This window comes from Shigella dysenteriae (genome assembly GCF_022354085.1).
Classification (GTDB): Bacteria; Pseudomonadota; Gammaproteobacteria; order Enterobacterales; family Enterobacteriaceae; genus Escherichia; species Escherichia coli.
Window position 1 is genome coordinate 2,537,623 of the sequence record NZ_CP055055.1, and the last position, 17,720, is coordinate 2,555,342.

Here is a 17,720-nt window from a genome sequence, read left to right on the forward strand (position 1 = left end):
TCCCTGTTATCCCAGCAGACGGTGAATACGTTGCAATCCGGTCACCAGACGATCCACTTCTTCATGGGTGTTATACATGGCCAGCGACGCCCGACACATCGCAGGGACGTTGTAATAGGCCATTAATGGCATAGCGCAGTGATGTCCGGTACGCACAGCAATGCCGTAATTATCGAGAAAACTGCCAACATCATAGGCGTGGTGTTTACCAAGATTAAAAGCAATAACGCCAAGCCTGTTTTGTGGGCCATAGAGAGTGAGATCCGGTACAGATTCCAGCTGTGATAGCGCGTAATGCATCAGATTCTGTTCATACTCGGCTATGTTATTAAGCCCCAGCGCCGAAACATACTCCAGCGCCGCGCCAAGACCAATGATGCCCCCGGTATTGGGTGTACCGGCTTCAAACCGCCATGGTGCTTTGGTCCAGGTAGTGCCTTCACTCAGGCTGACGGTGGCGATCATAGAACCGCCCCCTTCCCACGGCGGCATCTCCTGCAACAAGGCTTCTTTCACATAAAGAATGCCAATTCCGGTGGGGCCATACAGTTTATGCCCGGAGAACACGTAAAAGTCGCAATCCAGCGCCTGAACATCCACCGGATGATGCATCACCGCCTGAGCGCCATCCACCAGCACTTTTGCGCCATGCTGGTGCGCAAGCGTGATTATTTCCGCCAGCGGATTTTCTGTTCCCAGCACGTTGGAGACATGAGTAATTGCCAGCAGGCGAGTTTTCTCATCAAACAGCGTAGGCAGCGTCTCCAGTTGCAGCGTACCGTCGGGGTTGAGAGGGATCACACGCAGCTCTGCGCCAACGCGTGCGCAAAGCATCTGCCAGGGGACAATGTTAGCGTGGTGCTCCATCTGACTGATGATGATGTTATCGCCCGCCCGCACATTGCTGTTGCCCCAGCTATTGGCGACCAGATTGATCCCTTCCGTCGTGCCGCGGACGAACACCAGCTCTTCCGCCGAACGGGCATTAATAAACAGCGATGCCCGCTTGCGCACGTTCTCCATTTTCTCGGTCGCCTGAGCGCTTAAGGTATGAATACCGCGATGCACCGCCGCGTAGCCATGACGATAAAACTCGGCCTCGGCGTCAATCACCTGGCTCGGTTTCTGTGCACTGGCGGCGCTGTCGAGATAAGCCAGCGGCAAACCGTTTACCTCACGCGAAAGCACCGGAAAGTCGGCCCGCACTTTGTCGACGGAAAAAGTCATCTTGCACCTCCTGGCAGCCGTTGACCGATTCGGGCCAGCACCTGCTGTTTAAGCCCCTCATCACGCAGTGCTTCCGTCAGTTCGGCAGCAAAGGCGTAAATGATCATCTGCTGGGCATCCTGCTGATTGATCCCGCGCGAGCGCAGATAGAACATCTGTTCATCATCAATACGCCCCACCGTCGCGCCGTGGCTGCATTTCACATCATCTGCATAGATTTCCAGCTGCGGTTTTGTATCCACTTCCGCCAGTTTGCCCATCAGCAGATTATTGTTGGTCATCTGACCATCCGTTTTGATGGCGTGCTGCGCGACGTTGATCAAACCGTTAAATACCGCGCGGCCTTTGTCGCTGACGATAGTTTTGTGCAACTGTCGGCTGTTACAAAAACCTTTATTGTGTTCCAGCCAGGTACGGGTATCACACACCTCGTTTTTCACCGGCATCGCCAGGCTATTGATCCGCAGCGTGCTGTTTTCGCCATTGAGTTGCGTACTGGTGTTGTGTCGTAACACTGCGCCACCCAGCAGGAAACTATGGCTAAATGCGGTGGCATCGTCAGCCAGCAACAAATCGTTATGGGCAAAGTGGTGACTGACCGGGTTTTCAAACGCCAGCTTGATATGCTGCAAGTGGGCGTTCGCTGCGACATTGATAGTGAACCGTGCGCCGGTGAAGTGACGAGCATCATTAAGGCTGACAAAATGTTCGATCACCGTTGCTTCGGCACCTTCCGCCAGATCCAGATGATGTCGGTAATGGGCAGTGTTGACCTCTTCACCTGCCACGCCCTGGGTAATATGCATTAACAGCAATGGCTTTGCCGGCCGTTGACCGCGCTTCACGGCGATATGCGTCACGCTTTGTGCCAGGCTTTCCGTCAAATGCAGAAACACTTCCGCCTGAATAGCGTCGGGTACCCCCTGACGGTCGTCGTTAATGCTCACTTCATACCCGCTGCCTTCAGTCGCATCGCTCAGTGCTGACACGTAACGTCCATCGACAAATACCAGCCGCACAGCGTCTAACGTTAACGCTAAGGCATCTCGCTGCTGTGGGGATATCTCTCCCGCAATGCTGACAAACTGGCTATTGGTCAGCCCTTCCAGCGGCGTATATTTCCAGTTTTCATGTTTACGTGTCGGCAGTCCGGTACGCAGCAATTGTTGTAAATGCTGCTGTGCTTGCGGTGAGCGTTTTGTCCCTTCAGCTTCAAACAAGTGATGCCACTGTTGCAGCGCATTACTGCTGTTCGGTAAGCCAGCCATAACCCTGCTCCTCCAGTTGTTTGACCAACGTGAAATCGCCGGATTTCACAATTCGTCCCTGATATAGCACATGAACGTAATCAGGCTTGATGTAGTCGAGAATGCGTTGGTAGTGCGTAACAATGATGAATGAGCGCTTGCCATCACGCAGCGAGTTCACGCCATCGGCGACCACTTTTAATGCGTCAATATCCAGCCCGGAGTCCGACTCATCAAGAATGCATAACTCCGGTTCCAGCACCGCCATTTGCAAAATATCGTTGCGCTTTTTCTCGCCGCCGGAAAAACCAACGTTTACCGAACGGGTTAATAAATCTTCCGGCATCTTCAGGAGAGCGATTTTCTCTTCCATCAAATCCTGAAAATCAAAGCGGTCGAGCGTTTCCTGGCCGCGATAGCTGCGCACCGCATTAAGTGCCGTTTGCAGGAAAAACTGGTTACTGACGCCGGGAATCTCCACCGGATACTGGAAGGCCATAAAGATGCCTTCGCCTGCACGATCTTCCGGCGACAGCGCAAGCAAATCTTTGCCTTTGAACTCAACCGTGCCGCCCGTCACTTCATAATCTTCTCGCCCGGCAAGCGTTGCCGATAAGGTACTTTTGCCCGAACCGTTTGGCCCCATAATGGCGTGAACTTCGCCGGGACGAACGTCGAGGCTTAATCCACGCAGGATAGCTTTATCTTCCACGCTGACGTGTAAATCTTTAATACTTAACATGTTTATTCCTTATCCGACGCTGTGTTCAAGACTGATGGCGAGGAGTTTTTGTGCTTCAACGGCAAATTCCAGCGGCAGTTCTGAGAACACGTCTTTGCAGAAACCGTTAACAATCATCGAGATGGCGTCTTCTTCGCTGATCCCGCGTTGCAGGCAGTAAAACAGTTGATCTTCACCAATACGTGATGTCGTTGCCTCGTGCTCCAGTTGTGCGCTGTTATTGCGACATTCGACATACGGGAAGGTATGCGCCCCACAATTAGCGCCAATCAGCATTGAGTCGCACTGAGTGAAATTGCGCGCATTGGTTGCCGTCGGCATGATTTTCACTAAGCCGCGATAACTGTTCTGACTATGTCCGGCAGAGATCCCTTTCGAGATAATGGTCGATTTGGTGTTTTTACCGATGTGGATCATCTTGGTGCCGGTATCCGCTTGCTGATGACCGCTGGTCAGCGCCACTGAGTAAAACTCACCAATGGAGTTATCGCCGCGCAAAATGCAGCTGGGATATTTCCACGTAATCGCGGACCCGGTTTCTGATTGCGTCCATGACATTTTGCTGTTTTCGCCTTCGCACAAAGCACGCTTGGTGACGAAGTTGAGAATACCGCCGGTGTTGTTATCGCCAGGGAACCAGTTTTGTACCGTGGAATATTTCACCTCGGCGTTTTTATGGATGATGACTTCCACCACTGCCGCGTGCAACTGATAGCTGTCACGCACCGGAGCGGAACAGCCTTCAATGTAGCTGACGTAGCTGTCTTCGTCGGCCACCAGAATGGTGCGCTCAAACTGCCCGGTTTTTTCCGCGTTAATGCGAAAATAGGTGGAAAGTTCCATCGGGCAGCGCACGCCTTTAGGCACATAAATAAACGTACCGTCAGAGGCTACCGCCGCATTAAGCGCGGCAAAGAAGTTGTCATTCCCCGGCACCACGGTGCCGAGATATTTACGCACCAGTTCCGGGTGATCGTGGATCGCCTCACCAAAGGAACAGAAAATAATTCCCTGCTCCGCCAGTTTTTCGCGATAAGTAGTGGCAACCGAAACTGAGTCGAAAATGGCATCCACCGCCACCTCTTTGCCTTCCCGCACGGGAACGCCCAACTGCTCAAACGCCGCCTCCACCTCTTTACTTAAAAAGGCGTTCGCGCCAGTTTGCTGCACCGCGCCAGGTTCAGACGCGCAAGTGTCGTCACAATTACCGCACGATGGTGCTGAGTAGTAGCTGTAATCCTGATAATTCAGCTTGTCGTAGTGCGCTTTCAACCAGTGCGGTTCTTCCATCTCCAGCCATGCGCGATAGGCATTGAGACGAAACTCCAGCATCCACTCCGGCTCATTACGCTTCGCCGAAATTGCGCGCACCACCTCTTCGTTTATCCCCTTTGCCAGCTCATCGGTGGCTAACTGGGTGAAGAATCCTTCTTTATAATTCAGCGGGCCGCCGGTCCAGGTTTTGACATCGTCAGTTGCTTCAGTATTACGAGACATAGTACCGCCTATACCCCAAAGCTTTCGCCACAGCCACATTCATTCTGGGCTTTAGGGTTGTGAAATTTGAATATCTGATTAAGTCCTTCACGAACGAAATCGACTTCCGTGCCATCAATAAACGGCATCGCTTGCAGCGGGATAAACAGCTTCGCGCCGTCGTGTTCAAACAGCAGATCGTCTTTGTCCGGCTCGCTAACACTGTCGAGCACATAGCCAAAGCCCGCGCAGCCCGTTTGCTTCACGCCTAAGCGCACGCCGACCATACCTGGCTGCTTTGCCACCAGCTCGCGGATGTGTATCGCCGCTGCGGGTGTCAGCGTTAAGCCTTGCCAGGCGAAATCCTGTGGGTTAAAGGTTCCTGAATGCATGTCCATCTATTTACCTCACTTCATCGCTTTCAGCGTATAACAGCATGTTAGTGATAATGATTATCAGTTCAACCCAGCAAACGCAGGGGCTTTACCGTAAAACATGCTTTTTGCCTGCTTTTAATAAGCATAGACCCTGATGTGTGGGTTAACAGGCACGCTAAGAATTAGGTATCTCATTGTTAGATAATGGTTATTATCTAAGGAGCATTAAGGCTGTGATGAAAAAGAAAAAGTTGTATTGAAAATGACTATTTAAGAGATAGGTAAAAAAGTGCAGCGTTCAGAAATAAGAAAACCCTTAAGTCTGTGCGACACAGGCTTAAGGGTTTCTACCCCATCCGGCGCTTATCTCCGGCACTCTCAGTGGCTTAGCTCTTGAAGGGGCGATAAGAATAATCTCATAAAGCTAACCCGTCGTTTTAACACAAACTGCGATTAGTATTATTTTTGAACAATATCAGGCGGGTAGATAAGCAGTATTAAGAAGGTCATCGAACCTGGACGGAGGTTAATCCAGGTCGATTTGGCGAACTTGAGGCATTAAGTCAGGATCAATGCACGCCCAGACGCCAGGCAAAGTAGATTTCTTCTTTTAATTCAGCAGAAGAGAGAGTAAGCAGGTCAGCAAATTCAAGTTCTAGTTGTTTCAGACGTTTAAGATATTGGGCAGGTGAAAGATTGCTCTGGTCACGGCGTAAAAATTCAATGGCCAGCTGGGTAGGATCAAGTTGAGTAGACATAGCATCCTCGCTTTTAGACAAGACCTGCACAGTATACCACCGTTTACTGTGCAGATAATGACCAAAAGCAATATGCGTCACACTTTTCTGGTGACAACGTCACAAAATGGCGGTCGTCAATCGTGACGAACAGCACAAACGCCCTTTCTCATCGAAGATTTCAATCTGCCAGACCTGGTGACGCGAACCGAGATGCAACGGTTTGCATACGCCGCGCACCCGCCCTTCTCGTGCCGAGCGGACGTGGTTAGCATTGATTTCCAGACCAACCACTTTTTGCTCACCTTCGGTACATAAATAACCGGCAACGGAACCGATACTTTCGGCCAGTACCACGGATGCACCTCCATGTAGCAACCCGAAAGGCTGCTTTGTCCGCGAGTCTACTGGCATTGTCGCTTCAAGGGTGTCATCACCAATATGTTCAAAGCGAATATCCAGTAACCCCACCATGTTTCCTTCACCCATGGCATTCAGTGCTTCCAGGGTGATTTTTCGTTTCCATATCATTTAATAATCTCCAGTAAAGCCTGCACAGGATGGCGTACCCCCGTGCCTTCAACCCGTTTGACCTGACTACGGCAGGAATATCCGGTCGCCAGACAGCGGTTACGCGGCAGTCGCTGCATAGCCTGATGCCAGGATAACTCATAGATCCCGAGCGAATTTTTATGGTTTTTCGCTTCATGTCCGTAAGTCCCTGCCATGCCGCAGCAACCCACGCTGACATTTTCCAGTTTCGCGCCAAAACGGGCAAATATCGCGGCCCATTGTGCTGGCGCACCCGGCAAGGCGGTAACTTCGGTACAGTGACCAAAGAAATACCATGATTCACCGCTGACTGTAGCCACTGGCTGTGACTCAAGTGCGCTTGCCAGCCATTCATTCGCCAGTAAGACGTTAAACTCGCCACGTTCCTCGCCCAGTGCCAGTTTATATTCATCGCGATAACAAAATACCAGCGCCGGATCGACGCCTACCATTGGCATACCCAGCTTCGCCATACGGTTGAGGAAATCCGCCGTCTTTTTCGCCGTCTTCGCAAAACGATTAAGAAAACCTTTAATATGCTGGGCTTTGCCATTTGGCGAAAATGGCAGTAACACAGGCTGGAAACCTAATTTTTCGACCAGACGGACAAAATCCGCCACCACTTGCGCATCGTAATAGCTGGTAAAGGGGTCCTGCACCACCAACACTGTGCGCGCTTTCTGCTCTGCATTGAGAGATTCAAGCTGTTCCAGCGTCATGTTTGCCGAGCGATGCCCCACCATTTGTTGTTGTAGCGAGGGGACCGACAGCAGCGGCAAATCAACCATGCCGATATGTTTTTCCGAGAGTTTGCGCACCAGCGGCTGGTTAATGAAGAAGTTAAAGGTTTTCGGCGCGCGTGCCATCAGCGGCGCGTAGCTCTCGACCGTAGCGACGAGGTGGTCGCGCAGCGGGCGTAAATAACGGGTGTGATAGAGCTGCAGAAAACGAGAGCGAAACTCCGGCACATCAATTTTGATGGGGCACTGGGTCGAACACGCTTTACAGGCCAGACAGCCCGACATCGCCTCTTTGACTTCGTGTGAGAAGTCATATTCGCCTTTATTCGCATGCCAGCTATTGCGCGTGCGGGCAATTAACGTCCGCAAACTGACGCCGGATTCAGGCAGTTCTTGTTCCAGTTTGAGTGGATCAACGCCGCGATCCGCCAACAAACGCAGCCATTCACGCACCAGCGTTGCGCGCCCTTTCGGTGAATGAATCCGGTTCTGGGTGATCTTCATCGACGGACACATCGGACTACGGGCATCAAAGTTGAAGCATAAACCGTTGCCGTTACACTCCATCGCACCGCGCCACTGCTGGCGTACCGCAATGGGGATCTGCCGATCGAATGTACCGCGCTTCACCGCGTCCACTTTCATCATCGGCGCATCGAGACCTTCTGGCGGGCAAATCTTCCCTGGGTTGAGTCGGTTATGCGGGTCAAATGCCGCTTTCACTTTGCGCAGTTCTGCAAAAAGTTCCTCACCGAAAAACGCCGGGCTGTATTCAGCGCGAAAACCTTTGCCGTGCTCGCCCCACAACAAACCACCGTATTTCGCAGTCAGCGCCACCACGTCATCAGAGATTTGCTTCATCAAAATCTCTTGTTGCGGATCGCACATATCCAGCGCTGGACGGACGTGCAAGACACCTGCGTCGACGTGACCGAACATACCGTAGCTTAAGCCGTGGCTGTCGAGCAGCGCGCGAAATTCAGCAATATAATCCGCCAGGTGTTCCGGCGGTACGCAGGTATCCTCAGCAAACGGAATTGGCTTAGCGGCACCTTTGGCATTGCCAAGCAGACCAACGGCTTTTTTGCGCATTGCATAGATACGTTCAACCCCCGCCAGCTCACGGCACACCTGCCAGCCGATGACACCTGCTTGATGACTGGCGATCAGCTCATCCAACCGCGCACAGAGTGCATTTACCCGCTCATCAATCAGCGCCTCATCATCACCAGCAAATTCCACAATGTTCAGCCCGAGCATCTCTTGGTCAGGCACATCGGTAATCAACTCGCTGACGGAATGCCAGACAATATCTTCCCGCGCCAGATTCAGCACTTTTGAGTCCACCGTCTCTACCGAAAGCGCCCGCGCCTCAACCATAAACGGCGCGTTACGCAGCGCAGAGTCAAAAGAGTCATATTTGACGTTCACCAGACGGCGCACTTTAGGCAAGCGCGTAATATCCAGCCGCGCTTCGGTAATAAAGGCCAGCGTCCCTTCTGAACCCGTCAGAATGCGCGTCAGGTCGAACTCGGTCATCTCATCGTTAAAGACATGACGCAGATCGTAACCGGTAAGAAAGCGGTTAAGTTTGGGGAAGTTGTCGATAATTAACTGGCGTTGCTGACGGCAACGTTGATAAACCGTGTTATAAATTCGCCCGATTGTGGTATTGGATTTACCCAGCGTTTCCGCCAATTCGACGGGTAAAGGTTGCGTATCGAGAATATCGCCCCCCAACAACACCGCGCGTACGCCAAGTACGTGATCTGACGTTTTGCCATAGACCAGCGATCCCTGACCGGATGCATCGGTATTGATCATCCCACCGAGCGTTGCCCGGTTGCTGGTCGAAAGTTCCGGCGCAAAAAAGTAGCCGAACGGTTTCAGGTACTGATTGAGTTGATCTTTTATCACCCCGGCCTCAACGCGCACCCAGCCCTCTTCAGGGTTAATTTCGATGATGCGGTTCATATGGCGGGACATATCAACAATAATCCCCTGGTTGAGCGCCTGACCGTTAGTGCCGGTGCCGCCGCCGCGGGGGGTAAAGATCAGCGATGAATAGCGTTCCTGCGCGGCAAGACGGGCGATCAGCGCCACATCTGCGGTTGAACGCGGAAATACCACCGCATCGGGGAGAAGTTGGTAAATACTGTTGTCGGTCGACATTGTCAGACGATCGGCATAACTTGTCGCCGTATCGCCGGTAAAACCTTGTTGCTCCAGCTCTTGCAAAAAATTAAGCACCAGTTGAACGACGCCGGGTGCCTGGGAAATCTGTGGAATCATTATATTGACCCTTTCCTGCGGTCTGTGATGAGAGATTAATCGTTTGCGTGTTGCCTGAGTTGTTGTACCACATTTTTTTCTAACACGCCCATCAGAATTAAGGGCAGAATCGGCCTGTTAAAAACCGCTGAAATTGCTCATCATTATGTAGGTGAGTTTCGCGTGTTCACGTCGCGTCGACGATTTGACGCACAAAAAAGGTGAAAAGTAGTTATGGTAAATGTTCGTCAGCCCAGGGATGTCGCACAAATTCTGCTTTCGGTGCTGTTTTTAGCCATCATGATTGTGGCATGTCTGTGGATTGTTCAACCCTTTATTCTCGGCTTTGCATGGGCCGGTACGGTGGTTATCGCCACCTGGCCGGTATTGTTACGTTTGCAAAAGATCATGTTTGGCCGCCGCTCTCTCGCCGTTCTGGTGATGACGCTGTTATTAGTGATGGTGTTTATCATCCCTATTGCTTTGCTGGTTAACAGTATCGTCGACGGCAGCGGCCCGCTAATTAAAGCCATTTCCAGCGGTGACATGACGTTACCCGATCTGGCGTGGCTTAATACCATTCCGGTGATTGGCGCGAAGCTGTATGCAGGCTGGCACAACTTGCTGGATATGGGGGGGACGGCGATCATGGCGAAAGTCCGCCCTTATATTGGCACCACCACCACCTGGTTCGTTGGGCAAGCGGCGCATATCGGGCGCTTTATGGTGCATTGTGCGCTGATGCTTCTCTTCAGTGCCCTGCTGTACTGGCGCGGTGAACAGGTGGCACAAGGCATTCGCCATTTTGCAACCCGTCTGGCAGGCGTTCGCGGAGATGCCGCCGTGCTGCTGGCGGCACAGGCTATCCGCGCGGTGGCGCTGGGTGTGGTGGTGACGGCGTTAGTACAGGCAGTGCTTGGCGGTATCGGCCTCGCCGTATCCGGCGTACCTTATGCAACGTTGCTAACGGTGTTAATGATCCTCTCCTGCCTTGTCCAGCTTGGCCCGTTGCCGGTACTGATTCCGGCGATTATCTGGCTCTACTGGACTGGCGATACCACCTGGGGAACGGTATTGTTAGTGTGGAGCGGTGTGGTTGGCACGCTGGATAACGTCATCCGCCCAATGTTAATTCGCATGGGTGCCGATTTACCGCTGATCCTGATCCTCTCTGGTGTTATTGGTGGTTTGATTGCTTTCGGGATGATCGGTCTGTTTATTGGTCCGGTTCTGTTAGCCGTTTCCTGGCGTCTGTTTGCCGCGTGGGTGGAAGAAGTCCCGCCGCCGACGGACCAACCGGAAGAAATTCTCGAAGAACTGGGCGAAATCGAGAAACCGAATAAGTAATTTCTCATCAGGCGGCTCTGCCGCCTGATTGTTAACCCCCGCTAATTGATATTTGCTTGCTCTTCCCCATATTTTCCTGCTTACCGCCATTCAGCTGGTAGTACCTGTCGCAAATTCTTTACAGTTTTTAAACTAATGAGACGAATCTGATCGACGCAAAAAGTCCGTATGCCTACTATTAGCTCACGGTTATAAATCAACATATTGATTTATAAGCATGGAAATCCCCTGAGTGAAACAACGAATTGCTGTGTGTAGTCTTTGCCCATCTCCCACGATGGGCTTTTTTTTAACATTTTTCCACTTCGCTACCTCGCCCCTCACTCTTTCCAATAATGTTGCACAAGATACTGTGACTCTCTTCAAGCCGTCAGCAGGCTGATAATGTTATTTATATTTTATTGTTTATTTCATGCAGCCATTACACGATGAACGCTTATGAACTCCAGGCACTCCGCCATATTTTTGCCATGACTATTGATGAATGCGCGACCTGGATTGCCCAGACCGGTGACAGTGAAAGCTGGCGTCAGTGGGAAAATGGCAAGTGTGCCATTCCTGATCGTGTAGTCGAGCAACTGTTGGCTATGCGTCAGCAAAGAAAAAAACATCTTCATGCCATCATAGAGAAAATAAATAACCGCATCGGCAACAACACCATGCGTTTTTTCCCCGACTTAACCGCATTTCAACGAGTCTACCCTGATGGCAATTTTATTGACTGGAAGATCTATCAATCGGTAGCCGCTGAATTATATGCACACGATCTGGAGCGGCTTTGTTAATTTTTCCACAGAAAGGAATTGTCGTTGTTACAACAATAATGAATGGATACTGACACAACATCGCTACACTTTTTAAAGCACCTTTGCTAAGTAGAACCTATGAAAAATCCCTATTACCCTACCGCACTTGGGTTGTATTTTAATTACCTGGTGCATGGTATGGGCGTCATTTTGATGAGCCTGAATATGGCCTCGCTGGAGACACTTTGGCAGACTAATGCCGCGGGTGTCTCGATAGTTATCTCATCGCTGGGCATTGGTCGATTAAGTGTCTTGCTTTTTGCAGGATTATTATCCGATCGCTTTGGTCGCCGCCCTTTTATCATGCTCGGGATGTGCTGCTATATGGCCTTCTTTTTTGGCATCCTGCAGACCAATAACATCATTATCGCTTATGTTTTTGGCTTTCTGGCGGGAATGGCAAACAGTTTTCTCGATGCAGGCACTTATCCCAGTTTGATGGAAGCTTTTCCACGTTCACCTAGGACAGCCAATATTTTAATTAAAGCATTTGTTTCCAGCGGACAATTTTTATTACCGCTAATCATTAGCCTGTTAGTGTGGGCTGAACTGTGGTTCGGTTGGTCCTTTATGATTGCTGCAGGCATTATGTTTATTAACGCTCTGTTTTTATACCGTTGTACGTTCCCACCCCATCCGGGTCGTCGCTTACCTGTCATAAAGAAAACCACCAGCTCTACGGAACATCGCTGTTCAATTATCGATTTAGCCAGTTATACCTTATATGGCTATATCTCAATGGCAACGTTTTATCTGGTTAGCCAGTGGCTGGCACAGTACGGACAATTTGTTGCAGGCATGTCATACACTATGTCGATCAAACTACTCAGTATCTACACCGTGGGTTCGCTGCTTTGTGTATTTATTACCGCTCCACTCATTCGTAATACCGTTCGCCCAACAACATTACTGATGCTGTACACCTTTATCTCATTTATTGCTCTGTTTACCGTCTGCCTGCATCCCACATTTTATGTGGTGATAATATTTGCTTTTGTCATTGGTTTTACCTCTGCTGGAGGTGTTGTGCAAATTGGCTTGACGTTAATGGCTGAACGTTTCCCTTACGCTAAAGGTAAAGCTACAGGGATCTATTACAGTGCGGGCAGTATTGCGACCTTTACTATTCCGTTGATTACGGCTCATCTGTCCCAAAGAAGTATTGCCGATATTATGTGGTTCGATACCGCCATCGCTGCCATCGGCTTTTTACTGGCACTGTTTATCGGCTTACGCAGCCGCAAAAAAACGCGGTATCACTCGCTAAAGGAAAATGTCGCTCCGGGTGGGTAATGCAATATTCTTTTCAGGTCATGCAAGATCTTACGGATAAATAACTCTTTCTGCGCTAACTAAGGAAAATCGCGATCAAAAACAAACTATGACATGCAATATTCCTGGAAACATAAACTTTATGCCATGTACCCAGGGAAAATCATCTTCAGTATAGTAATTATGTAAACCGTCGGAGAACAATACGTACGGTAACGAAATTATCTTTCAGCAAGGAGCTGTGAAAATGTCTCAAAATAAGGCTTTCAGCACGCCATTTATCCTGGCTGTTCTTTGTATTTACTTCAGCTACTTCCTGCACGGCATTAGTGTTATTACGCTTGCCCAAAATATGTCATCTCTGGCGGAAAAGTTTTCCACTGACAACGCGGGCATTGCCTACTTAATTTCCGGTATCGGTTTGGGGCGATTGATCAGTATTTTATTCTTCGGTGTGATCTCCGATAAGTTTGGTCGCCGGGCGGTGATATTAATGGCAGTAATAATGTATCTGCTATTCTTCTTTGGTATTCCCGCTTGCCCGAATTTAACTCTCGCCTACTGTCTGGCAGTGTGCGTAGGTATCGCTAACTCAGCGCTGGATACGGGTGGCTATCCCGCGCTCATGGAATGCTTTCCGAAAGCCTCTGGTTCGGCGGTCATACTGGTTAAAGCGATGGTGTCATTCGGGCAAATGTTCTACCCAATGCTGGTGAGCTATATGTTGCTCAATAATATCTGGTACGGCTATGGGCTGATTATTCCGGGTATTCTGTTTGTACTGATCACGCTGATGCTGTTGAAAAGCAAATTCCCCAGCCAGTTGGTGGACGCCAGCGTAGCTAATGAATTACCGCAAATGAACAGCAAACCGTTAGTCTGGCTGGAAGGTGTTTCATCGGTACTGTTCGGTGTAGCTGCATTCTCGACCTTTTATGTGATTGTGGTGTGGATGCCCAAATATGCGATGGCTTTTGCTGGTATGTCAGAAGCTGAGGCATTAAAAACCATCTCTTATTACAGTATGGGCTCGTTGGTCTGTGTCTTTATTTTTGCCGCACTACTGAAAAAAATGGTCCGGCCCATCTGGGCTAATGTATTTAACTCTGCACTGGCAACAATAACAGCAGCCATTATCTACCTGTACCCTTCTCCACTGGTGTGTAATGCCGGAGCCTTTGTTATCGGTTTCTCAGCAGCTGGCGGCATTTTACAGCTCGGTGTTTCGGTCATGTCAGAGTTTTTCCCAAAAAGCAAAGCCAAAGTCACCAGTATTTATATGATGATGGGTGGACTGGCTAACTTTGTTATTCCGCTGATTACCGGTTATCTGTCGAACATCGGCCTGCAATATATCATTGTTCTCGATTTTACTTTCGCGCTGCTGGCCCTGATTACCGCAATTATTGTTTTTATCCGCTATTACCGCGTTTTTATTATTCCTGAGAATGATGTGCGGTTTGGCGAGCGCAAATTTAGCACCCGGTTAAACACAATTAAGCATAGAGGTTAAAGGAGTTAATTATGGATGTTACCGCAAAATACGAATTGATTGGGTTGATGGCTTATCCTATCCGCCACAGTTTATCGCCTGAAATGCAGAATAAAGCCTTAGAAAAAGCGGGATTGCCATTTACCTATATGGCCTTCGAAGTGGATAACGATAGCTTTCCCGGAGCAATTGAAGGATTAAAAGCTCTAAAAATGCGCGGAACTGGTGTATCAATGCCGAACAAACAACTGGCGTGTGAATATGTTGATGAATTAACGCCAGCAGCCAAACTGGTGGGTGCCATCAACACCATCGTTAATGATGATGGCTACCTGCGCGGCTATAACACCGACGGCACGGGCCATATTCGCGCCATTAAAGAGAGCGGTTTTGATATCAAAGGCAAAACAATGGTGCTGTTAGGGGCCGGAGGTGCCTCAACGGCGATTGGCGCGCAGGGGGCAATTGAAGGTTTAAAAGAAATTAAACTCTTTAACCGTCGGGATGAGTTCTTCGATAAAGCCCTCGCCTTCGCGCAGCGGGTTAACGAAAACACCGATTGTGTCGTCACGGTTACCGATCTCGCCGATCAGCAAGCCTTTGCTGAAGCCCTGGCTTCCGCCGACATTTTAACCAATGGCACAAAAGTGGGTATGAAACCCCTTGAGAATGAATCATTGGTTAATGATATCAGTCTGTTACATCCGGGACTGCTGGTCACTGAATGCGTGTATAACCCGCATATGACGAAGTTATTGCAGCAGGCGCAACAAGCTGGTTGCAAAACGATTGATGGATACGGCATGTTGTTGTGGCAAGGGGCTGAACAGTTCACGTTATGGACTGGCAAAGATTTCCCTCTGGAATATGTTAAACAGGTCATGGGGTTCGGTGCCTGACAGGCTGACCGCGTGCAGAAAGGGTAAAAAATGAAAACCGTAACTGTAAAAGATCTCGTCATTGGTACGGGCGCACCTAAAATCATCGTCTCGCTGATGGCGAAAGATATCGCCCGCGTGAAATCCGAAGCTCTCGCCTATCGTGAAGCGGACTTTGATATTCTGGAATGGCGTGTGGACCACTTTGCCGACCTCTCCAATGTGGAGTCTGTAATGGCGGCGGCAAAAATTCTCCGTGAAACCATACCAGAAAAACCGCTGCTGTTTACCTTCCGCAGTGCCAAAGAAGGCGGCGAGCAGGCGATTTCCACCGAGGCTTATATTGCTCTCAATCGTGCAGCCATCGACAGCGGCCTGGTTGATATGATCGATCTGGAGTTATTTACCGGCGATGATCAGGTTAAAGAAACCGTCGCCTACGCCCACGCGCATGATGTGAAAGTTGTCATGTCCAACCATGACTTCCATAAAACGCCGGAAGCCGAAGAAATCATTGCCCGTCTGCGCAAAATGCAGTCCTTCGACGCCGATATTCCTAAGATTGCGCTGATGCCGCAAAGTACCAGCGATGTGCTGACGTTGCTTGCCGCGACCCTGGAGATGCAGGAGCAGTATGCCGATCGTCCAATCATCACGATGTCAATGGCAAAAACTGGCGTAATTTCTCGTCTGGCTGGTGAAGTATTTGGCTCGGCGGCAACTTTTGGTGCGGTAAAAAAAGCCTCTGCGCCAGGGCAAATCTCGGTAAATGATTTGCGCACAGTATTAACTATTTTACATCAGGCATAAGCAATAATATTTCGGCGGGAATATCCTCCCCCGCCGAACTAAAAAAACATATTCAACCGTATTTAATAAAAATATTTCGTGAGTCTCTGTGCGCTAATTATCCATCTGGCGTAGGGAAAATCACACCTGAATCAGGAATTAACAATGAAACCTGTAAAACCACCTCGTATTAATGGACGAGTGCCGGTCCTGTCGGCACAGGAAGCGGTGAATTATATTCCCGACGAAGCAACACTTTGTGTGTTAGGCGCTGGCGGCGGTATTCTGGAAGCCACCACGTTAATTACTGCTCTTGCTGATAAATATAAACAGACTCAAACGCCACGTAATTTATCGATTATTAGTCCAACAGGGCTTGGCGATCGCGCCGACCGTGGTATTAGTCCTCTGGCGCAAGAAGGTCTGGTGAAATGGGCATTATGTGGTCACTGGGGACAATCGCCGCGTATTTCTGAACTCGCAGAACAAAATAAAATTATTGCTTATAACTATCCACAAGGTGTACTTACACAAACCTTACGCGCCGCCGCAGCCCACCAGCCTGGTATTATTAGTGATATTGGCATCGGGACATTTGTCGATCCACGCCAGCAAGGCGGCAAACTGAATGAAGTCACTAAAGAAGACCTGATTAAACTGGTCGAGTTTGATAACAAAGAATATCTCTATTACAAAGCGATTGCGCCAGATATCGCCTTCATTCGCGCTACCACCTGCGACAGCGAAGGCTACGCCACTTTTGAAGATGAGGTGATGTATCTCGACGCATTGGTTATTGCCCAGGCGGTGCACAATAACGGCGGTATTGTGATGATGCAGGTGCAGAAAATGGTTAAGAAAGCCACGCTGCATCCTAAATCTGTCCGTATTCCGGGTTATCTGGTGGATATTGTGGTGGTCGATCCGGATCAAAGCCAACTGTATGGCGGTGCACCGGTTAACCGCTTTATTTCTGGTGACTTCACCCTTGATGACAGTACCAAACTTAGCCTGCCCCTAAACCAACGTAAATTAGTTGCGCGGCGCGCATTATTCGAAATGCGTAAAGGCGCGGTGGGGAATGTCGGCGTCGGTATTGCTGACGGCATTGGCCTGGTCGCCCGAGAAGAAGGTTGTGCTGATGACTTTATTCTGACGGTAGAAACAGGTCCGATTGGCGGAATTACTTCACAGGGGATCGCCTTTGGCGCGAACGTGAATACCCGTGCCATTCTGGATATGACGTCCCAGTTTGATTTTTATCACGGTGGCGGTCTGGATGTTTGTTATTTGAGTTTTGCTGAAGTCGACCAGCACGGTAACGTCGGCGTGCATAAATTCAATGGTAAAATCATGGGCACCGGTGGATTTATTGATATCAGTGCCACTTCGAAGAAAATCATTTTCTGCGGCACATTAACTGCGGGCAGTTTAAAAACAGAAATTACCGACGGCAAATTAAATATCGTCCAGGAAGGACGGGTGAAGAAATTTATTCGGGAACTACCGGAAATTACTTTCAGCGGAAAAATCGCTCTCGAGCGAGGGCTGGATGTTCGTTATATCACTGAGCGCGCAGTATTCACGCTGAAAGAAGACGGCCTGCATTTAATCGAAATCGCCCCTGGCGTCGATTTACAAAAAGATATTCTCGACAAAATGGATTTCACCCCAGTGATTTCGCCAGAACTCAAACTGATGGACGAAAGATTATTTATCGATGCGGCGATGGGTTTTGTCCTGCCTGAAGCGGCTCATTAACAGGAG

At 49.7% G+C, this 17,720-nt stretch carries 15 protein-coding genes and 1 other RNA gene; 8 read left to right on the forward strand and 8 right to left on the reverse strand.

Annotation, left to right across the window (positions count from 1 at the left end):
* Positions 1-6 precede the first annotated feature (6 nt).
* The 8 genes from sufS to ydiJ form a co-directional block, all read right to left on the reverse strand.
* Positions 7-1,227, reverse strand: coding sequence for a cysteine desulfurase SufS (gene sufS / locus HUZ68_RS12110; protein WP_000144563.1), 1,221 nt, complete (start codon positions 1,225-1,227; stop codon positions 7-9).
* On the reverse strand, positions 1,224-2,495 hold the full coding sequence (gene sufD, locus HUZ68_RS12115; protein ID WP_000908012.1) for a Fe-S cluster assembly protein SufD: 1,272 nt from the start codon (positions 2,493-2,495) through the stop codon (positions 1,224-1,226). Before sufD ends, sufS begins: the two co-directional genes overlap by 4 nt.
* On the reverse strand, positions 2,470-3,216 hold the full coding sequence (sufC, locus tag HUZ68_RS12120) for a Fe-S cluster assembly ATPase SufC (protein WP_000948872.1): 747 nt from the start codon (positions 3,214-3,216) through the stop codon (positions 2,470-2,472). Before sufC ends, sufD begins: the two co-directional genes overlap by 26 nt.
* A 9-nt stretch (positions 3,217-3,225) precedes the next feature.
* Positions 3,226-4,713, reverse strand: coding sequence for a Fe-S cluster assembly protein SufB (gene sufB / locus HUZ68_RS12125; protein WP_000089364.1), 1,488 nt, complete (start codon positions 4,711-4,713; stop codon positions 3,226-3,228).
* An 8-nt stretch (positions 4,714-4,721) separates the two neighbouring features.
* Positions 4,722-5,090, reverse strand: a complete 369-nt coding sequence (gene sufA, locus HUZ68_RS12130; RefSeq protein WP_115740031.1) for a Fe-S cluster assembly scaffold SufA — start codon at positions 5,088-5,090, stop codon at positions 4,722-4,724.
* A gap of 548 nt (positions 5,091-5,638) precedes the next feature.
* Complete coding sequence (locus tag HUZ68_RS12135) at positions 5,639-5,827, reverse strand: YdiH family protein (RefSeq protein ID WP_001296104.1); 189 nt, start codon at positions 5,825-5,827, stop codon at positions 5,639-5,641.
* A 99-nt stretch (positions 5,828-5,926) separates the two neighbouring features.
* Positions 5,927-6,337, reverse strand: coding sequence for a 1,4-dihydroxy-2-naphthoyl-CoA hydrolase (menI, locus tag HUZ68_RS12140; protein ID WP_000637986.1), 411 nt, complete (start codon positions 6,335-6,337; stop codon positions 5,927-5,929).
* The gene (gene ydiJ / locus HUZ68_RS12145) at positions 6,334-9,390 is read right to left on the reverse strand and encodes a D-2-hydroxyglutarate dehydrogenase YdiJ (protein ID WP_115740032.1); all 3,057 of its coding nucleotides are present in this window, start codon (positions 9,388-9,390) and stop codon (positions 6,334-6,336) included. The genes menI and ydiJ overlap by 4 nt, the downstream gene beginning before the upstream one ends.
* Before the next feature lie 213 nt (positions 9,391-9,603).
* On the opposite strand from ydiJ, the gene ydiK reads away from it, so the two are divergent.
* From ydiK to HUZ68_RS12185, 8 genes are all read left to right on the forward strand, one after another.
* Positions 9,604-10,716 carry an AI-2E family transporter YdiK gene (gene ydiK / locus HUZ68_RS12150; RefSeq protein ID WP_000248636.1) on the forward strand — a complete coding sequence of 371 codons (1,113 nt, stop codon included), beginning with the start codon at positions 9,604-9,606 and terminating at the stop codon, positions 10,714-10,716.
* Between the two features lie 185 nt (positions 10,717-10,901).
* Positions 10,902-11,009: antisense sRNA RprA (gene rprA, locus HUZ68_RS12155), an RNA gene on the forward strand.
* 135 nt (positions 11,010-11,144) lie between these two features.
* Positions 11,145-11,501: a YdiL family protein gene (locus tag HUZ68_RS12160; protein WP_001310864.1), complete on the forward strand. Its 357-nt coding sequence runs from the start codon at positions 11,145-11,147 to the stop codon at positions 11,499-11,501.
* Between the two features lie 99 nt (positions 11,502-11,600).
* Positions 11,601-12,815 carry an MFS transporter gene (locus HUZ68_RS12165; RefSeq protein WP_239593887.1) on the forward strand — a complete coding sequence of 405 codons (1,215 nt, stop codon included), beginning with the start codon at positions 11,601-11,603 and terminating at the stop codon, positions 12,813-12,815.
* Positions 12,816-13,041: 226 nt separating this feature from the next.
* Positions 13,042-14,307: an MFS transporter gene (locus HUZ68_RS12170; protein WP_032184339.1), complete on the forward strand. Its 1,266-nt coding sequence runs from the start codon at positions 13,042-13,044 to the stop codon at positions 14,305-14,307.
* An 11-nt stretch (positions 14,308-14,318) separates the two neighbouring features.
* On the forward strand, positions 14,319-15,185 hold the full coding sequence (gene ydiB, locus HUZ68_RS12175; protein WP_000383469.1) for a quinate/shikimate dehydrogenase: 867 nt from the start codon (positions 14,319-14,321) through the stop codon (positions 15,183-15,185).
* Between the two features lie 30 nt (positions 15,186-15,215).
* Entirely contained in the window at positions 15,216-15,974 is a 759-nt protein-coding gene (gene aroD / locus HUZ68_RS12180; protein WP_115740034.1) for a type I 3-dehydroquinate dehydratase, read from the forward strand.
* A gap of 144 nt (positions 15,975-16,118) precedes the next feature.
* A complete protein-coding gene (locus HUZ68_RS12185; RefSeq protein WP_077039209.1) occupies positions 16,119-17,714 on the forward strand; it encodes an acyl CoA:acetate/3-ketoacid CoA transferase in 1,596 nt (531 codons plus the stop codon).
* Positions 17,715-17,720 lie beyond the last annotated feature (6 nt).